The following is a 17,706-nucleotide window of genomic DNA, read 5'->3' as shown; positions in this document are numbered from 1 at the left end:
CCCACTCCACCGGGCGGCTTTTTTGATTTAACGTTTCGACTCGAGGTTTTTGATAGGAAACTAAGTCGGAACCAGGGTTATAACAGCAAGTCTTTTACAAGCTCACAGCGCCCGCCATTCATGGCTTTATCCCAGTCATTTATAGTGCTGAATCCACGCCCGTCAATCATTACAGCGTTATCTAACCCAGGCAGCATTTCTTTATTTTCAAATGTTTGAGGATCAAACCACTTCCGAGACATTAAACTCATCAGTTCGCGATCACTCTTCGTCGGATAGATCTTTTGTGAAACGTAATCAACAGGCTTATTAAAGACAAACGGTAGCTCCGCGGCATGACAAGCTTTGGAGGTTCCGTCTTTATTCATGCAGCTTAACGACGTCAGTGGCGACACACTCATCGGCCAGAAATTAAAACCGGGATCATAATTGAAATGATACATTGCCGTCAGGTTTGAGCCGTTCGGGTTATCAATCTGATTTTGTATCACCTTTCTGGCTGCGCAAGTAAACAGCATATCATTGGCAAGCATTCGGAATTTAGCCACGTTGTTGCCCGAACCTTCAAGTGTGCTGTCATCTTCAGGGGCATAACTGTCCATTCCAAGCAACTTATTAGCCTTAAGCACCCCATTGAAACCATAGAAAGCACGAACAGACAAATCGTACATATTATTGTTTCTGGCAATTTCAGGTATTGCCGGATGATCAATAATGTAATTGCCATCTTTGTCCTCGATGTTTACAAAGAGCAGAGCTTCAAGCATAGAGGTGAAAATATTCGCTTCATCGGTGTTAAAGCCAATTACAGTTGGAACAATAAACTGAGTATCAACCGGCTGTTCAGTTAGATGATAGCCCTCAACAACTACCTGTCCCCATATGTTTTTCTTTTGTTCAATATAGGGAGCAAACGGCAGCATGCCTGATGTTGCAGGTGCCGACCCCAACAACGAATCAACAAGTACCAGCCCAGATTTGGCATAACCTTGCACCTTTTTAAGCTGTTCCAAATCAAGCTCTTCAAGAGATTGACCACCGAACTCCGGCGTTTCTGCAACATATTGCCTCAGTGTCTTTTGCAGCTTTTCTGCCGAGTCATAATTCTTGTACGCGATACCATAAGGGTTACTCTGCATAATGGCCCGCTGATAATATTTACCCGCAACGTTTTCCTCTTTGTTCGCGGTTTCTTGCTGAAGAATACCAATCGACATCGCCCCGGCACTTTCACCAAAAACCGTCACATTTTCAGGATCACCACCAAAATCAGCAATGTACTGATGAACCCATTCAAGCGCTCGCTTCTGATCACCGATTCCATAATTACCGCCTTTTAGATCATCAGTCCACATACTACCCAACAGACCTACACGGTAGTTTACGGAGACAGAAATAAACGGATTACCACTGTCAGCCCCTTGGGCAACAATTGTATCCCCGTGGTTAACCAGCGACGAACCCGAACCACTTTCAAATGATCCGCCATGAATAAAAACATAAACAGGTAAGTCGCCCCCAATATCTACGCCTTTGGGGCGCCAGATATTCAGATACAAACAATCCTCTGACTGAACTTCTTCAGTATTATTCAGCTGTGGACATATCGCTCCAAACTGTGTGGCGTCTAGATTCCCGTCAAGAGGCTTCAGTGTGCTATGTACAAACCGCTTGCTGCTGCCATATTGAATGCCTTTAAAGGATTCGACTTTTCCACCACTTTCAACCAAACCAGTCACTGTCGCACCATTATTAGCGTTAACAGTAACGAATTTCAGTTCACTTATTTTTCCATCACTTGTGCTTGTATCTTCGCCACAACCAATCAGAAAAAATGAAATTACGAGCCCAATGGCTTTTATTTTTTTATTTTTCATTGCTAATAATTAAATCCATTTTGTGTAGAAGGCAAATAGAATAATCAACCTAACTTTCCAATTAGTTTAATTATCTACCCATTGGTAAGAATCGATTAAAACAAAGGAAGTATATTAAAAGCCGAAGCAAAATAAACTCAATTCAATCTGGTCGGACGTTTTGGAAAAGAGCTAACAATGAAACAGACTTATTAAAAGCATTTACAACCAACATCCCTTAAAGGTAAGAATAAGAAAATAGAATGTTTCGCAATAAACAGCCGCAAGAAAACCAATAATTAAAAATGTAGTCAACCTCACTATATTCAACATTTCAAAATAGGTAAAAGCATAGATATATAACAAGAACCAATGCAAACCAAACACAACAAAAGCCTAATATATCATACACTTAATAACCACAACCAAATATCACAGTTAAGCCCCCAGAACTTAGAGAGTACAATCTAAAAATCCAATAGTGTTATCAAAAACTCATCACTTAAGTACAAAAAATAATTTCAACCATTGAAGAAACAAATTTAATTAACCAATTAAAAACACATTTAAAAAACTCGACTTCACACAAAACCCCAGCCATCTGGTCCGATTTGTCCAATTAAATTAAAACCCTAGACTCAATTCGGATAAACACCAACTAAATACATTTATATATAATCCTAATAAATAAGTTGATAACTATGTTCAAGAAGCGTCTGTTATACACTGCTGTTATTTCAGCTATTATATTTCCATCAGTCTCTACTCAAGCCGCAGGTTTTCAATTAAACAGCCAGTCAGCAACAGGTCTTGGTCGTGCTTTCGCAGGCGATGCAGTTATTGCCGATAATGCTTCAGTAGCAGCTCGTAATCCGGCAGCCATGGCTCTTTTCAAAGAAAACAGCCTTTCTCTTGGCTTTAATGTCATTTCAACTGACGTCAGTATTAAAGAAGGAACCTATAATCAACCACGGGTACTCACCAACGGTAGTGAAATACTTGCAATAGAAACCAACCAGTTTGATATTTCAGGCACCGATGATATCGGCGGTTCATCTTTTGTCCCTAACCTTCATGTGATCGTGCCACTGAATGAGCAATGGGCATGGGGTCTTTCAGCTTACTCAAACTTCGGCACAGAAACTGAGTTTGAAGATGATTTCCCAGCCTCCATCTTTGGTGGTAAAACCAGTGTAAAAAGCATGAACTTAGGTACCAGCCTTTCATACCGACTCAACCAGAACCTTAGCTTTGGTGCCGGTATCGACCTTATATACGGTGTTGGTAATCTGAAACGAGATTTTGACAGTGAAGCCTGTATGACAATAGGTGGAAAACCCGCTTTATGTCGTGACATTCAAATGAATGTTATTGATGTCGATGCATCGGGATTTGCTCTGGGCTGGAACACCGGCATCGTCTATGAAGTCAATGAGAATCACCGCTTTGGACTCAGTTACCGCTACAGCCCGACTGTAGAAGCAAAAGGTGATGTCAAAGCAGGTACCAATGAGGCAGACTCAATGGATCTCCCTCTTCCTGATATGGCTGAATTTTCCGGTTATCACCGCCTGACAAACCAGTTTGCTGTTCACTACAGTCTGCAATGGGTTGAATGGAGTGCCTTTGATACATTGCACATAGCCGGACTCGACAAAGAATATCAATGGAAAGATGCCGGCCATATTTCTGTCGGGGGAACTTATTATCTGAACAATGACTGGACCCTTCGCGCAGGCTATATGTATGACATCTCAGCCACAGACGAGTTGAAGTCTATTTCAATCCCCGATTCAAACCGCCACTGGTTCTCTACCGGATTCACCTATCATCTCAACAAAAAAGAAAATATCGATTTTGGCTTCACTTACCTGATGGGTGAAAGCGTTACCTTTGATGAACAACTTAACGAGAGCCTGCCCGTACCTTCAATTACAGGAGCCACGACAAGAGCTGATGCCATTCTTGTTGGCCTTCAATACAGCCGTACTTTCTAATCCATCACTGGATGTTCCTAAATAAAGAGGTTTACCTCTTACTCTTGTTTGCCGCCCACTCCACCGGGCGGCTTTTTTGAACTGGTTCCAAATTAGTAACCTAGATAACTGAATAACGAAAACAACCATCCAAAACAGTTCCCAATTAATAAAGTTTAAAACCAACTATCAATCCGACTTTCATAAACTAACGGCACCTCCTTACCAGCAATCATTCATACACAGGAAAACTATCGGTGCTGTTTGATAACCCTATTGACGAAGCTAAGTTCATGCGAACTCGGATCATAGATGCTACTGGTCGTTGTTTTATCGTTGTTCCCTCATACAAAGCGATCAACGGCGACAGGCTAAGTGCACTGATTCAATACCAAAATAGCGAATACTGGGCGAAATACCTGTTGCGCAGTCACTGCGACATGTGGGGCTATAATTTCGATTTCCTGACCTTATACCATCAACTGTGTCCTTCACCGTTAATGAGACACAAATCGTTGAACGAGATGATTGATGAAATAGGAAAAAAGATTTCCTGTGGAGAGTTTCTTGTTTATCAGGTGGACTGTTTTATTCCGCCGGCACCAGTCGAGAATGCAAACTAGCCGTTTTCTGACCATTAGGTGATAGCTCACCACAACTCAGATAAACGCCTAATAGATAACGTAAATGCCCGTAACCGAACAAAAAACAGACAAATTAAACATATAAAAGTGTGTCAACTATTAACTAGTTGATAAAAAACATGAACCAGCTTCAAAAAATGTTAAAAGGAAAAAGCTTATTAAGAGCGGTATTTATTCACTATTAGTATAATAACTCTACGATAACTCAATAGATATAATGTATGAAAATCAGTGACCTCAACCAACGATGTGTAGAGTTTGAGCTAAACCAATCGAAAGATATCATCCAGGGATTACTGGATGGTGAAGACATAAATCCAGAGTTATTAAAGTTTATCTTAAAGAAAATGGAATCCTTGCTCGCTCAAGTGGAAGACTGATCAGCCTGAGAAGCATATTGAAAATCAGCTCATGTTATTTTCAACAGAAGATTCTGTCATTCGCCTGCCCGCTTCAGATATCAATAACTCATAAAGCTTCCTTGCCGCAGGCCCGGTCTTTGGTCCCTTGGGTAATGTGATATGAACAGGGACCTGATAACGGTTAGCACCTTCAATAGAGAGCCGGACAAGATTATTGCTGTGCATCGCATCCAGCATATGTTCCGGCAGACGACAAAAACCCAGCCCGGCCCTGACCGCCCTCCATGCATGGTCAAAATTATCGACAGTTAATCGCTGCTGGGATTTCAGCCAACCAGCATTCGCTTCATCGTCGGTGACCTGTGAGCCTAAATCACGAATCACAATTTGAGTCTCTGAGATCAAGTCCGCCAAACATAAATTGTCTTTACCAGCTAATGGATGATGCTCTGCAACCACAGGAACCATAGTCACAACACCGAAAGCCTCTGCCGGATAGTTGGTGATGGGAAAATTAATAATTGCGATATCAGATTTTTCCGATAACACAGCATCAGTAGTACCAGAAAGAGACGTCTCGACAACCTGGACCGACGTGCTTTTATTCTCGCTAAAAAATTCAGCTAACGGACCATACACCCACTCGCGACAACATAAATGGTCTACCGATACGGTAATTTCTGATTCAATACCTTTTGATAACTGCGCACTCAACACTTCCAACTCCTGAGCCTGTTCCAGCATCGAACTGGCTCTGCGAAGCAACGACTTGCCGTCATCGGTCAGTACAGCTCTGCGTCCTTTTACCTCAACTAACGACACATCCAGCTGTTCTTCCAACTTCTTAATGGCATATATCAGTGTGGTATGGCTTTTGTTCAGCCGCGTTGCCGCTGCCTGAATACTCCCGGAGCGATCAACTTCTTGCAGTGTAAGCCATTGGTCCAGCGTTGTTCTCAGTCTCATTGGTCGATTTTTTCCACATTAAATCAATAAATATTGAACTTTTATGTTCATTTTTTACAGATATGATTATTACACATACCGCAGATGAGGAACCAGTCAGAAAACATTCCTTTGCAGTTTATGACGGTTTCAGGTTAGCGGGTATACAACCTCAAAAGTGGAGTAATCAAAATGCGTAAGTTATTACAGGTCGATTTTACCTACCAGGGTCCATTTGGTTCAGAAATGGCATCACAGCTGAAAGAGTTGGCAGAGTCTATTAACCATGAGCCCGGAATGATTTGGAAGATCTGGACCGAAAGTGCAAAAGACCAGTTGGGTGGCGGTATCTATCTTTTTGAAAATGAAGAAACTGCGCAGGCTTATCTGAAAATGCACAGCGAGCGTTTACAAAAAATGGGCATCACCAATATCCGTGGCATCGTATTTGATTTTAATGAAAGCCTGTCTTTGATTAATAAAGGTCCGGTTAACCAGTAACAGCATCCAAACAGTATTTACTAGGAACAACGATATGCAGAACAGAACTTTTTTAGTCGTCCACGGTGCAATCTACAGCGTGTTTGCCGTAGCACTGTTTTTTATTCCAAGTCTGATGTGGCCAATGTACGGCGTACAGGTTAATGATCAATACGCTTATTTCCTGTCCCAACATAACAGCATCTTCCTTGGAGGTATTGCGGCACTAAGCTTTCTGTTCCGCGATATCGAGAAAGGTGAGCTTTCAGCCAAGTTGTTTCAGGGTTTGATGATCACCAATATCCTTGGCTTGATTATCACTCTGTATGCTTGCTTCAAAGGTATTTTTGTTGGCTTCGGTTGGAGTGACCCAGCGTTTTTTGCCCTACTTACTGCTCTGAGCTTCATTCAGTACAAAAAGCAGCTTCAGAAATAACCATCTGAACAGCAAACAAAAAGCCCGCAACTGAAATCAGTGCGGGCTTTGCTTATCTTTCTTTAAACTCAATCAGCGATAGTATAGCCAGTATTGAACAGCATTAATTACTGCCTTTTGAGCCCAAATGCAACCAAGTTTCAACTACAGTGTCGGGGTTCAGAGATACAGAATCAATGCCCTGCTCCATCAGCCAGTCTGCAAGATCTTCATGATCTGAAGGTCCCTGACCACAAATGCCGACATACTTACCAGCCTTGTTGGCAGCCTTAATTGCCATCGACAACATCGCCTTAACCGCCGGGTTACGCTCATCAAACATGTGGGCGATATCACCGGAGTCACGGTCAAGCCCCAGAGTCAGCTGAGTCATATCGTTCGAACCGATTGAGAATCCATCGAAATACTTGAGGAATTCATCTGCCAATACTGCATTGGATGGTAGCTCACACATCATGATGACTTTCAGGCCATTCTCACCACGGCGAAGGTCGAACTTAGCCAGCAAGTCGATAACTGACGCCGCTTCACTGACGGTACGAACAAACGGGATCATGATTTCGACATTCTTCAGGCCCATACGCTCACGAACACGTTTAATTGCTTCACACTCGAGGGCGAAACAGTCCTGGAACTGAGGCGAGATATAACGGGATGCACCACGGAAACCAAGCATCGGGTTTTCTTCTGTCGGCTCGAAATGAACGCCGCCAATCAGATTACGGTATTCATTTGACTTAAAGTCTGACATACGAACGATGACACGCTTTGGCCAGAAAGCTGAAGCCAGCGTTGAAATCCCTTCAGTCAGTTTCTGAATGTAGAATTCCACTGGATCGTTATAGCCAATGATACGGGCATCAATTTCCGCTTTCAGCTCATCAGACTGCTCGCTGTAGTTTAGCAACGCCTTAGGGTGAATACCTATCATCTTGTTGATGATGAATTCCAGTCGGGCCAGACCCACACCTTCATTCGGAATGCAGGCAAAATCGAAAGCACGGTCCGGGTTACCCACGTTCATCATAACTTTCAACGGTAGAGTCGGTAGATCATTGACTGCTGAACGACGAACTTCAAAATCAAGTTCACCTTCATAGATATATCCGGTTTCGCCCTGAGCACAGGATACGGTTACTTGCTGGCCATCTTTCAACAACTCAGTGGCATGAGCACAACCGACTACCGCAGGAATACCCAGCTCACGGGCAATAATCGCAGCATGACAGGTACGGCCGCCACGATTGGTAACAATCGCTGCCGCTTTCTTCATAACAGGTTCCCAATCCGGGTCTGTCATATCAGCCACCAGCACATCACCCGGCTGAACCTGATCCATCTGGCTCAGATCTGTCACAACTCGAACCACGCCGGTACCTATACGCTGGCCGATTGCACGGCCTTCAATCAATGCCTTTCCTGCACCGCTCAAGTGAAAACGCTCCATCACCTGAGCATCATCGCGAGAGCGAACAGTTTCCGGACGTGCCTGAACAATGAATAGTTCGCCTGTGAAACCATCTTTGGCCCACTCGATATCCATCGGACGGCCATAGTGTTTTTCGATGATCATCGCCTGCTTCGCCAGCGATTCAGTTTCTTCATCAGTCAGAGAGAACTGTTTACGCTCTTCGGCTGTTGTATCAAGCACTTCTACCTGAGTACCCAGTTCCTTACCGTCGGCATACACCATCTTAATCAGCTTCGAACCAATGGTACGACGAACCACAGCCGGGTTTCCGGCTTCAAGCATTGGCTTGTGTACATAGAATTCATCCGGGTTCACAGCCCCCTGAACCACCATCTCACCAAGGCCCCAGGATGAAGTGATAAATACCACCTGATCAAAGCCGGATTCAGTGTCCAGGGTGAACATAACCCCTGAAGCTGCCTTGTCTGAACGAACCATGCGCTGAACACCAGCAGACAGAGCAACCCCTCGGTGATCAAAGCCCTGATGAACTCGATAGGAAATCGCACGGTCGTTAAACAGAGAAGCAAAAACATGCTTCACAGCTTCAATAACCGCGTCGATACCGCGTACGTTAAGGAAAGTTTCCTGCTGGCCTGCAAACGAGGCGTCAGGTAAGTCTTCCGCAGTTGCAGACGAGCGAACAGCGACAGAAAGCATCTCATCGCCTTCACCCAGTTGGCTATAGCATTCCCGGATATCCTTTTCCAGTTCGGCTGGAAGCGGCGCTTCATAAACCCAATTTCGGATAGTTTCTCCGGCCTGCTGCAACGCATTCACATCATCAACATCCAGTTCATCAAGCAGATCATGGATTCGATCATTCAGGCTGTTTGCTTCAAGAAACTGATTGAATGCATGGGCCGTTGTCGCATAACCATTAGGTACCTTTACGCCGGCATTAGCCAGGTTAGAAACCATTTCGCCCAGTGACGCATTCTTTCCTCCGACTTTATCAACATCGTTCATTGACAAGCCATCATACCAAACAACGTTCTGTTGCACGGCAATTCTCCTTTATTGGATTCAACAGTTTATGTGGACAACCTCTCAACGAAAACGATTGCGCTAGCAGTTAAAAAAAAGCTGAGCCACAATACGGTTTCGCTAAGCATTCCTTCATTACCTTGGGGGATGTAATAAAAGCATAGATGCCCTGTAAGGTTATTGTTATATCTATTAATGAGCTCTACGTTACAGGTATTTTTGAAGGATTCAACTTTTTATGCAGCGCAAATCCAATTTTCGTGATGTGTTTTACGTTTCTGATGGTACAGCTATTACATCGGAGACACTCGGTCATGCCGTCCTCGCACAATTTCCGGTTGAAATCCGGCAACATACCCGACCATTTATCGAATCGGTTGAGCGGGCTTTGAGTGTGCAGAAACAAATCAACCACACCTATGAACAAACCGGCGTAAAACCACTGGTTTTCTATTCCATCGTGCTTCCGGAAGTCAAAGAAATCATTGAACAAAGCCAGGCAAACCTCTATGACGTACTCAATGCTCTTGTCGAACCGCTTAAGCAGGATCTGCAACTGGAGCCAATGCCTAAACTGCAGCGTTCACACAGTATTGAACGGGATGCGGCGAGTTATAACGACCGTATCGCCGCTATTGAATATACCCTCGCACACGATGACGGTATTTCACTGAACAATCTCGAACAGGCCGATGTTATCCTGCTTGGTGTTTCACGTTGTGGTAAAACGCCAACCAGTCTGTATTTAGCGATGCAGTTTGGTATCCGAGCTGTCAACTACCCTTTCATCGCTGAAGATATGCAAAGCCTGAAACTACCTCAGGCAATCGAACCTTATCGTTATAAAACCTACGGTTTAACCATAGATACCGAGCGCCTGGTCGAGATCCGTAACGGCCGTTATGCCAACAGTGACTATTCAAGTCAGCGGCAATGTGAAAATGAAGTCCATAGAGTTGAGGCAATGTTCCGTCGAGAGGCCATTCCTTATCTGAACACCACCTCACTTTCTGTCGAGGAAATCTCAACCAGGTTACTTGATATCAGCGGCCTCAGGCGGCGTATGTGTTAAAGCACGCACCAGCGTTGAACATATTAATGTTTTAAAATTAACCCGATATCTCAGGCCCATTTTCCGGAAAGTGGGCCTTTCATTTTTATGTTAACTGTTTACCTGTTTTGCTCTTTATATAAAGCATTTTTACAGTTTTGATATTCACAATCTCTGATGTTGTGCTGTGACTCAAATAGGATAAATCACGCCTACAAGAACTGTTCCATCCTTCGTCTCAGCATAATTTCTCATTCTTGAGAGCTCTTTTTAGAGATATAAATCAGCTATTTATAAAATACTCAATTTTCTCCCTGCGATTCATCAAAAAATCACTACTTCTTGCAATATGCTTACTTTGAGCTTCATAAATAATTACAAATAAGGTTCGTCACATGATTAGGTCAGCGCTAACAATTTTGTTTTCATTTTGTGTTGCATCATGCGGTGGAGGAAGTTCATCTTCTGATACGGACACATCTCAGGATGCATCAACCCGTCAGGTCGATATTGAATTTATTAATACAGCGGGCAAGTCCATCGACTATTTTGTTGCCGATGCCAATGGCGAAGAGTTACTTTACGAAGAAAGCAATAAGGCCACATCCTGCAATAATACAGAGATCAATAAAAAGTCTTTCAGCTGGGATACACCAACACCATTAAGCCTTAAAGTAGGAGCTCGAGATACCAATACACAAACACAATCCAGCGATATTTCTGAGCTAATGCTAAACAATTCAGAGAATGCCTGGGCAATAGCCTGGATGGATAGTGATACGCTGATGCTCTCAACTGCAAACCAGCAATCTTCAGATTTACCCAACCATTATCGCATCCGGGTATTTAGTCATCAGGACACCAGAGTGCAGATCATTTCCAGTATGGTTTCATCCTATGAAGTTAAAAAAGGTCAGCTCAGTCCATATATGACTTTGGAAAATTGCAGCGGGGAACTTTTCTTTGCCACAGAGGCAATCAGCCTATGTGACTTAGACGCAGGGAAGTCGTACTTACTGATTACCAACGGGGAAGACCTCCTGGTAGCAGCAGAAGAAAAATAACAATATAAAAATAACTTGGGATAAAAACTATAAACAAAATAATAGTTGCGCTATTTCAGTGGAAACACTGCTTCAAATCGCAAGGAATGCCTACAGCTAATAACAGATGCGGTTGTAAAATTATAAGCTCTTGTTGCGCTTCAGTACCCTGTACGGGCGATGGGGATGAGCTAAGTCAGCACTCAGACTGACAACAATCGTAATGAATCCGTAGGCAGCGGTGGCAAAAGCCCCGGCATTATTTAATGCCGGGGCTTTCTTTTTTTTATCAGAAGCTAATTAATCCAAAGCTTCATCGCTTCCCTGTTACGGCTCACCATTACTATTTGGCTGTCGCTGTAACCAGTTGCTCTTGATCCGCTTTTTTCAGGAAGGCGTACGTCACACCAGTAACCAACGTACCGGCAGCAATGGCAACCAGGTACATCAGTACAGGCGTAATGGCATTCGGAATGAACAGCACAAACAGACCACCGTGAGGTGCCATCAGCTTCGCACCGAACAACATTGAAAGCGCACCAGTCAGAGCACCACCCGCCATACAACTTGGGATAACTCGCATTGGATCACGTGCCGCAAACGGAATTGCACCTTCAGAGATAAAACACAAACCGAGCACAAATGATGCCTTACCTGCTTCATTTTCACTTTCAGTGAACTTACGCTTGGCAAGGAATGTCGCCAGTCCCATACCCAGCGCAGGAACCATACCCGCCGCCATTACAGCAGCCATTGGCGCATAAGTCTGAGATGCCAGCAAACCAACACCAAAGGTATATGCCGCTTTGTTTACCGGACCACCCAGGTCGAAACACATCATGCTACCCAGAATCACACCCAGTAATACTGCATTGGCTGAACCCATGTTATTCAGGAACTCTGTCAGACCTGTCATTGCCGCAGATACCGGACCACCAACCACATAAATCATGATAAGACCGGTGATCAGGCTAGATGCCAGAGGAATAATCAGAATTGGCTTCAGCGCTTCCATGGACTGAGGTAACTTCACATTATCAGCAACCATTTTGGCACTGTAACCAGCCAGGAAGCCCGCCACGATACCACCTAGGAAACCGGCACCGGTTGAACTCGCCAGCATACCGCCGATCAGACCCGGAGCCAGACCAGGACGATCTGCAATCGAGAATGCAATAAAACCAGCCAGAACTGGTACCATCAAGGCAAATGCCGAACCACCACCGATTGTCATCAGCGCCGCAGCCAGTGTGCCCTCTTCTTTAAAGGCTTCGATACCGAAGACAAAAGACAGAGCAATTGCCAGACCACCCGCAACAACAAGCGGCAGCATGTGAGACACACCCGTCATCAGGTGCTTGTATGCACCAGTCTTTTCTTTCTTCTGATCTTCAGCACTAGAAGACGCACCTCCCTGATGCTGATAAACCGTTGCTGTTGCAAACGCTTTCTCCAGTTCCTGGCTTGTTTTCTTCAATGCCAAACCGGTGCTGGTTTTATACAGTTTCTTACCGTCAAAGCGAGATAAATCCACTTCAATATCAGCAGCAATCACAACCAGATCTGCCGCTGCAATTTCCTCAGCTGTCAGCTGGTTTTTCGCCCCTACAGATCCGCGGGTTTCAACCTTGATTTCATGTCCCTGACGCTTGCCTTCATCTTCTAGCGCTTCAGCAGCCATGAAAGTGTGAGCGACGCCGGTAGGACAGGCAGTAATAGCAACAATTTTCTTGGTGCCGGTAGCAGTTACAGAAGTGACTTCTTTAACTTCGCTCAACAGAGTCGCTTCAACAACAGCCTTTTCCAGAAATGCTCTCGGATCAGTCAGGCATGCATCAATCGACGACTGATAAACCATCTTTCCTTTAAAACGACTGGTGTCGACGTCAGTGTTTGCCGCAATAACGATGTAATCAGCATCGTTGATCTGAGCCGACGTCAGAGCCTTAACCGGCATTACCGTTGACTGGCACTCGATGTCTGCCGTCCATTTCAATTCCGCTGCGGCTTTTTCCATTAAGCCGGCAGCAATAACACTATTTGCAATACCGCTAGGGCAAGCTGTTACAACTGCGATTTTCATCTTGATACCCTCTGATCCGAGTTAACTCTTCACACTTTGATTTGAGATTAGGACACTTTCTTTTACGGTCAGTACTGCATCGATATCCTCAACGCCGACCCCCACCTGACTTACAGCTAACGCCGAAAGTGCAGTGGCAAAACTGAGTGTCTCTTGTTTGGTCCAGTTCTTGAGTTTCCCCCAGCACATCCCGGCAACCAAAGTGTCACCTGCACCAACGGTACTCACCACATTCATTTTTGGCGGGCGTGAACCCAGCCAGCCTTCACTGTCGAGCCACATCACACCTTCTGCGCCCAATGACACCACAACGTTCGCGATGCCTTTGTCGGCCAGCTGTTCCGCCGCTTCGATCAATTCCTGTTCTGTTTCTAACTTACGACCAGCCCAGTCTGACAATTCCTCATCATTCGGCTTAACCAGCCACGGCGCCGCATTCAGGCCTGCAGCCAATGCCGCCTTGCTGCTGTCAAAAAAGACAAACTTGCCTTGCTGCTGCAACCGCGCCACCCAGCCTGCGCACTGCTCAGGGGAGATCCCGGCAGGCAGGCTGCCTGCGATAACAAACACATCATGACTTTCTGCCAGTTCAAACAGAATCTGCTCAAAGTTAGCGACATCCTGCTCAGATACAGTCACACCTGGGAAGTTGATATCGCTGACCTGACCGCTGGCTTCCACCAGCTTGACATTAATTCGGCTGGCCCCACGCACACGAACAAATTTATCGGTTACACCAAGCTCTTCGAATAACTGGCAGAATGGCTCCTGATTATCTGCCCCCAGTAAACCAGTTACCGTTACATCTGCGCCAAGCTCTGCCAGTACCTTGGCAACATTCACCCCTTTACCGGCCGGGTGCAGGCTACCTTTTTCCACCAGGTTTACGGTGCCTGCTGTTAAGGCATTCAAGTTCCCGGTCAGATCCAGTGCCGGATTTAAGGTAACAGTGACAACTTTTGGCATTTCGTTTTTACTCATTACTTACCCTCACCCAAGCCATCTGCGATAGCCTGTCCGATGGCCTGTAGTGCCTGATCTGCATCCGCACCATTTGCTGTAAATTCCAGTTCGTGCCCCTGTTTAACACCCAAAGCAATCACCTTCATCAGGCTCTTGGCATTTACGGCTTTACCGTCACCGTTAAGATTGGCAACCAGAATGTTTGATTCGAACTTCTTAGCCACACTCACTAGCATTGCGCCCGGACGCGCATGAAGACCATGAGGGTTGCGGATTTTGAAGATTTCGGAATTACCCTCAACCAGCTCCTGGGTCAGCAAAGTCACAACCTTGTCAGCATCTGCCGCAAAGAGCTTGTCTGCCTGCTGCTTATACAACAGCTGAGTCAAGTAATTGATGTTGTTAATATGGGAGCCGTTACACGCTGCAACCATCAGCAAACCTTTTACCGGGTTGCCCTGTTCAACAAACGGCACTTGTGCGGTAACAAAAGAAAGGCTCGTCCTGGTTACATCTTTGTCGGTTTTTGCCAGCCATAGTCCCTGACCTAGATACGTAGCTCCGGATGCAATCGCATCAGCAACGCTAGCATTACCCGCAGCTTCACGGTTTTTGATCAGACCGGCTGCAACAGCAATCAGCTGAACCAAATCGGTTGCAGGAAAGTCCTGCTGAACCAGAGTCGGATCAAAATCTGCTTCTAGCTGTGATTCACCGTTCAGAATCTTAATCAGTTCATCAGCACTATTGCTCTGCTGAAGTTTCACTTCAACGCCGTCACTTGAAAGCACTTTGGTCAGCTGCTTGAGGATGCCAAGGTGCTCATCGGATTTAGCCGCAATACCGATTGCCAGATAAGCGGTTTTACCATCCCCCCAATCTACCCCTTGCGGAAAATGATGAACACGGACACCCGTCTGCTTTACCAGACCCCGGGTATCTGTCGTCCCGTGCGGAATGGCGATACCGTTACCCAGAAAAGTGGAATTCTGATTTTCACGAGCCAGCATTCCATTAACGTAGCCGGTCTCAACAAGCCCCTGCTGTTCCAACCCTGTCGCCAGAGCCTTAATCGCTTCTTGTTTGTCAGCTGCTGACTGCCTCAGCTGAATATCATTGGTTGATAGTGACAACATACCCACTCCAGTATCCGGTTGATGCGGCAAAAGCACTTTCGTTTTGTCTTTTACCTATCCCTACACATCTAAAATTAGTTTAAATCAGCCTTACTGAATCGATTCAGCAAAAACTGAAAATAAAAGCTCCAGCAAAACTCATTCGGTTTTATCTGCTTTGCTGAAACCTTTCAGCTGACATGCTGAATGGTTTCAGCTAACATTGCAATTGTTCCGTATCAGATCATTTGCCAATATATGATCCGCCGCACAATTCTGTTGGGATCGAGAAAAAACCAGAATGAAGTTAGATGAAATTGCAAAACTGGCCGGGGTGTCGAGAACGACCGCCAGCTACGTTATTAACGGCAAGGCCGCTAAATACCGAATCAGTGAAAAGACACAACAAAAAGTCATGGCTGTCGTTAATGAGTTTAACTTTCGGCCTGATCATGCCGCGACATCCCTTCGTGCAGGCAGCAGCCGTTCTTTCGGCCTGATCATTCCTGATCTCGAAAACAGCAGTTATGCCAAGCTGGCCAAGTTGCTGGAGCGGGATGCCCGCAAAGCTGGCTATCAGCTCATTATCTCCTGCTCGGACGATAATGCCGAAACCGAGATGAAAGTAGCTGATACTTTACTCAGCCGCCGAATTGATGCCCTGCTGGTTGCGAGTGCCCTGCCGCCGGATCACCCTTTTTACAAAAAGATCCAGGCTGGTGGCGTTCCCGTTATCGCTCTCGACCGTGCAATGGATGATGAGGTCTTTGCCAGTGTGATCAGTGAAGATTTGGATGGCGCTTTCGAACTGACCCAAAGCCTGATCAATAAAGGTATTAACAGCATCGGCCTGGTTGGTGCTGTACCTGAGCTGGGCGTATCAAAAGAACGAGAACAGGGATTCCTCGCCGCGATTCAGGCCAAACAGCCAGAGATCAGCACACTGGTGTCCTATGGTGAACACTTCAGTCAAGCCCAGGGACAAGAAATGGTTCAGCAATGGATTAACGAAGGCACGATGCCGGATGCTATTCTGGCAACATCCTATACCCTGTTTGAAGGCGTGCTGGATTGCTTGCTTGCCAACCCAGAACTAATGCAAAAAACGCAACTGGCAACCTTCGGTGACAACCGCCTGCTGGACTTTCTGCCAATCCGAATTCAGTCACTGCCACAGCAGTTTGAATTAATTGCCGAAAATGCTCTCGAACTGGCACTCAACGCAACAGCCGGACGCTACAGAACCGGTGTGGAAGTCGTTCCGCGGAAAATAAAACATCGCTAACACCAGATGCCCTGAGATGAATACGCTTTAATAGGATTGGTCAGGGCTCAATCTGTCAATTCCAAAAGCACGATGTAATCGTATCTGAAGGTTGCTCTAAGTCGCCTTTGCCCCAAAGCTTGTTACTGAGTCTTAATTGACTAGTTTACCAATTCATTATTTGACTTACTTTTCCTTATAACCGTTAAGTATGAAAGAGTTGAGTTAAAAACATAGCTTTTAGTAAAATCACAGGGCGCTGTTTGATAACGGTAGTAGTAATAAGTTAATGATAGAGATGGAAAATGCCGAAGATTGATTTCACTACAGGTAATCTTGACGCGAAGAAACAAGGCGAGCTGACAGCAGGTTTTGAATCCCATAGTCAGACACAAGCGGCTCCATCTTACGACAAGGAACGTTTAAATTGGATTGTTCAAGATGAACAAGGCAATCTCATTGCAACACTAACAGCCGATTTGTTGTGGGAATGGCTGTATATCGATGAGCTTTGGGTTGATGAAAGCTGTCGTGGGACAGGAATGGGCAAGCAACTAATTGAGAGAGCCGAAGAGTATGCAAAGACTCATGAACTGTCAGGTTTATGGTTGTGGACTCAGAGCTGGCAGGCACCGGTGTTTTATCAGCGTTTAGGCTTTGAGGAGTTTACTCGCTTTGAGAATTTTCCTACGGGACATAGTAGAATTGGTTTAAGAAAATCTCTCTCTAAAAACTAGAAGAAAGTCAGTTTCTATTTGGTTTGCGTATCCAGTAACATGATAATCCACCTTGTTTTGTCTCGTGGCGTATCAGCTCAACCTTGGCTGATACGAATCTGCCCCAAAATGAGTTGCGATTGACATCATAGTGAATAGTAGTGTTCTGATTTTAGAATACATTAACTAATGTAAGGCAAAAGGAAGGACAGCCCCCCTATAGTTCTTCTCCAGCTAATATTCTGTTTAGTTCATTATAGCTAACATCTTCGCGGCAATTAGCATAAGATACACGGCCTTTACCTAGCACTGAG

14 protein-coding genes are annotated in these 17,706 nt (G+C 45.1%); 8 read left to right on the top strand and 6 right to left on the bottom strand.

The genetic code is table 11. The features are described 5' to 3' along the window. Positions 1 to 77: 77 nt before the first annotated feature. Positions 78 to 1,877: a carboxylesterase family protein gene (locus AACQ93_RS07570; protein ID WP_064603499.1), complete on the bottom strand. Its 1,800-nt coding sequence runs from the start codon at positions 1,875 to 1,877 to the stop codon at positions 78 to 80. A 680-nt stretch (positions 1,878 to 2,557) separates the two neighbouring features. Between AACQ93_RS07570 and AACQ93_RS07565 the strand changes: the two genes are divergently transcribed. Both AACQ93_RS07565 and AACQ93_RS07560 read left to right on the top strand, forming a co-directional pair. Then, positions 2,558 to 3,853 (top strand): outer membrane protein transport protein, encoded by a 1,296-nt coding sequence (locus AACQ93_RS07565; RefSeq protein ID WP_084419038.1) that lies wholly within the window; start codon positions 2,558 to 2,560, stop codon positions 3,851 to 3,853. Between the two features lie 236 nt (positions 3,854 to 4,089). Then, positions 4,090 to 4,455, top strand: coding sequence for a hypothetical protein (locus tag AACQ93_RS07560; protein WP_064603493.1), 366 nt, complete (start codon positions 4,090 to 4,092; stop codon positions 4,453 to 4,455). 425 nt (positions 4,456 to 4,880) lie between these two features. Here the strand turns inward: AACQ93_RS07560 and AACQ93_RS07555 are convergent, their stop codons facing one another. Next, positions 4,881 to 5,804, bottom strand: a complete 924-nt coding sequence (locus AACQ93_RS07555) for a LysR family transcriptional regulator (RefSeq protein ID WP_064603490.1) — start codon at positions 5,802 to 5,804, stop codon at positions 4,881 to 4,883. Positions 5,805 to 5,975: 171 nt separating this feature from the next. Between AACQ93_RS07555 and AACQ93_RS07550 the strand changes: the two genes are divergently transcribed. Next, a complete protein-coding gene (locus tag AACQ93_RS07550; RefSeq protein ID WP_064603487.1) occupies positions 5,976 to 6,284 on the top strand; it encodes a monooxygenase in 309 nt (102 codons plus the stop codon). Between the two features lie 34 nt (positions 6,285 to 6,318). Then, a complete protein-coding gene (locus tag AACQ93_RS07545; protein ID WP_064603484.1) occupies positions 6,319 to 6,699 on the top strand; it encodes a hypothetical protein in 381 nt (126 codons plus the stop codon). Positions 6,700 to 6,802: 103 nt separating this feature from the next. Here the strand turns inward: AACQ93_RS07545 and ppsA are convergent, their stop codons facing one another. Beyond that, positions 6,803 to 9,175 carry a phosphoenolpyruvate synthase gene (ppsA, locus tag AACQ93_RS07540; protein ID WP_064603481.1) on the bottom strand — a complete coding sequence of 791 codons (2,373 nt, stop codon included), beginning with the start codon at positions 9,173 to 9,175 and terminating at the stop codon, positions 6,803 to 6,805. A gap of 220 nt (positions 9,176 to 9,395) precedes the next feature. On the opposite strand from ppsA, the gene ppsR reads away from it, so the two are divergent. Together ppsR and AACQ93_RS07530 are read left to right on the top strand one after the other, a co-directional pair. Further along, entirely contained in the window at positions 9,396 to 10,229 is an 834-nt protein-coding gene (gene ppsR, locus AACQ93_RS07535) for a posphoenolpyruvate synthetase regulatory kinase/phosphorylase PpsR (RefSeq protein ID WP_007461271.1), read from the top strand. A 374-nt stretch (positions 10,230 to 10,603) separates the two neighbouring features. Further along, entirely contained in the window at positions 10,604 to 11,272 is a 669-nt protein-coding gene (locus AACQ93_RS07530; protein ID WP_064603479.1) for a hypothetical protein, read from the top strand. A gap of 322 nt (positions 11,273 to 11,594) precedes the next feature. Here AACQ93_RS07530 and fruA read toward each other — a convergent pair whose 3' ends face one another. Genes fruA through fruB form a run of 3 tightly spaced genes read right to left on the bottom strand, consistent with a single transcriptional unit; the run spans position 11,595 to position 15,433 of the window. Continuing rightward, entirely contained in the window at positions 11,595 to 13,334 is a 1,740-nt protein-coding gene (gene fruA / locus AACQ93_RS07525; protein ID WP_064603476.1) for a PTS fructose transporter subunit IIBC, read from the bottom strand. 21 nt (positions 13,335 to 13,355) lie between these two features. Next, positions 13,356 to 14,315 (bottom strand): 1-phosphofructokinase, encoded by a 960-nt coding sequence (gene pfkB / locus AACQ93_RS07520; RefSeq protein WP_064603473.1) that lies wholly within the window; start codon positions 14,313 to 14,315, stop codon positions 13,356 to 13,358. Continuing rightward, a complete protein-coding gene (gene fruB / locus AACQ93_RS07515) occupies positions 14,315 to 15,433 on the bottom strand; it encodes a fused PTS fructose transporter subunit IIA/HPr protein (RefSeq protein WP_064603470.1) in 1,119 nt (372 codons plus the stop codon). Before fruB ends, pfkB begins: the two co-directional genes overlap by 1 nt. Before the next feature lie 280 nt (positions 15,434 to 15,713). Between fruB and cra the strand changes: the two genes are divergently transcribed. Together cra and AACQ93_RS07505 are read left to right on the top strand one after the other, a co-directional pair. Next, positions 15,714 to 16,697 (top strand): catabolite repressor/activator, encoded by a 984-nt coding sequence (gene cra / locus AACQ93_RS07510; protein WP_064603462.1) that lies wholly within the window; start codon positions 15,714 to 15,716, stop codon positions 16,695 to 16,697. A gap of 284 nt (positions 16,698 to 16,981) precedes the next feature. After that, positions 16,982 to 17,413, top strand: a complete 432-nt coding sequence (locus AACQ93_RS07505) for a GNAT family N-acetyltransferase (protein ID WP_064603459.1) — start codon at positions 16,982 to 16,984, stop codon at positions 17,411 to 17,413. The last annotated feature ends 293 nt before the right edge of the window (positions 17,414 to 17,706 follow it).

It is taken from the genome of Photobacterium sp. J15 (assembly GCF_963870815.1).
In the GTDB taxonomy this organism is placed as follows: domain Bacteria; phylum Pseudomonadota; class Gammaproteobacteria; order Enterobacterales; family Vibrionaceae; genus Photobacterium; species Photobacterium marinum.
The sequence above is the reverse complement of the archived record's forward strand: the minus strand, read 5'-3'. Positions and strand labels throughout refer to the sequence as shown.

Excerpts from the sequence above, each read along its gene's own strand:
- AACQ93_RS07570 (WP_064603499.1), bottom strand. The coding sequence starts at position 1,877 with ATGAAAAATAAAAAAATAAAAGCCATTGGGCTCGTAATTTCATTTTTT.
- AACQ93_RS07565 (WP_084419038.1), top strand. The coding sequence starts at position 2,558 with ATGTTCAAGAAGCGTCTGTTATACACTGCTGTTATTTCAGCTATTATA.
- AACQ93_RS07555 (WP_064603490.1), bottom strand. The coding sequence starts at position 5,804 with ATGAGACTGAGAACAACGCTGGACCAATGGCTTACACTGCAAGAAGTT.
- AACQ93_RS07550 (WP_064603487.1), top strand. The coding sequence starts at position 5,976 with ATGCGTAAGTTATTACAGGTCGATTTTACCTACCAGGGTCCATTTGGT.
- AACQ93_RS07545 (WP_064603484.1), top strand. The coding sequence starts at position 6,319 with ATGCAGAACAGAACTTTTTTAGTCGTCCACGGTGCAATCTACAGCGTG.
- ppsR (WP_007461271.1), top strand. The coding sequence starts at position 9,396 with ATGCAGCGCAAATCCAATTTTCGTGATGTGTTTTACGTTTCTGATGGT.
- AACQ93_RS07530 (WP_064603479.1), top strand. The coding sequence starts at position 10,604 with ATGATTAGGTCAGCGCTAACAATTTTGTTTTCATTTTGTGTTGCATCA.
- fruA (WP_064603476.1), bottom strand. The coding sequence starts at position 13,334 with ATGAAAATCGCAGTTGTAACAGCTTGCCCTAGCGGTATTGCAAATAGT.
- pfkB (WP_064603473.1), bottom strand. The coding sequence starts at position 14,315 with ATGAGTAAAAACGAAATGCCAAAAGTTGTCACTGTTACCTTAAATCCG.
- fruB (WP_064603470.1), bottom strand. The coding sequence starts at position 15,433 with ATGTTGTCACTATCAACCAATGATATTCAGCTGAGGCAGTCAGCAGCT.
- cra (WP_064603462.1), top strand. The coding sequence starts at position 15,714 with ATGAAGTTAGATGAAATTGCAAAACTGGCCGGGGTGTCGAGAACGACC.
- AACQ93_RS07505 (WP_064603459.1), top strand. The coding sequence starts at position 16,982 with ATGCCGAAGATTGATTTCACTACAGGTAATCTTGACGCGAAGAAACAA.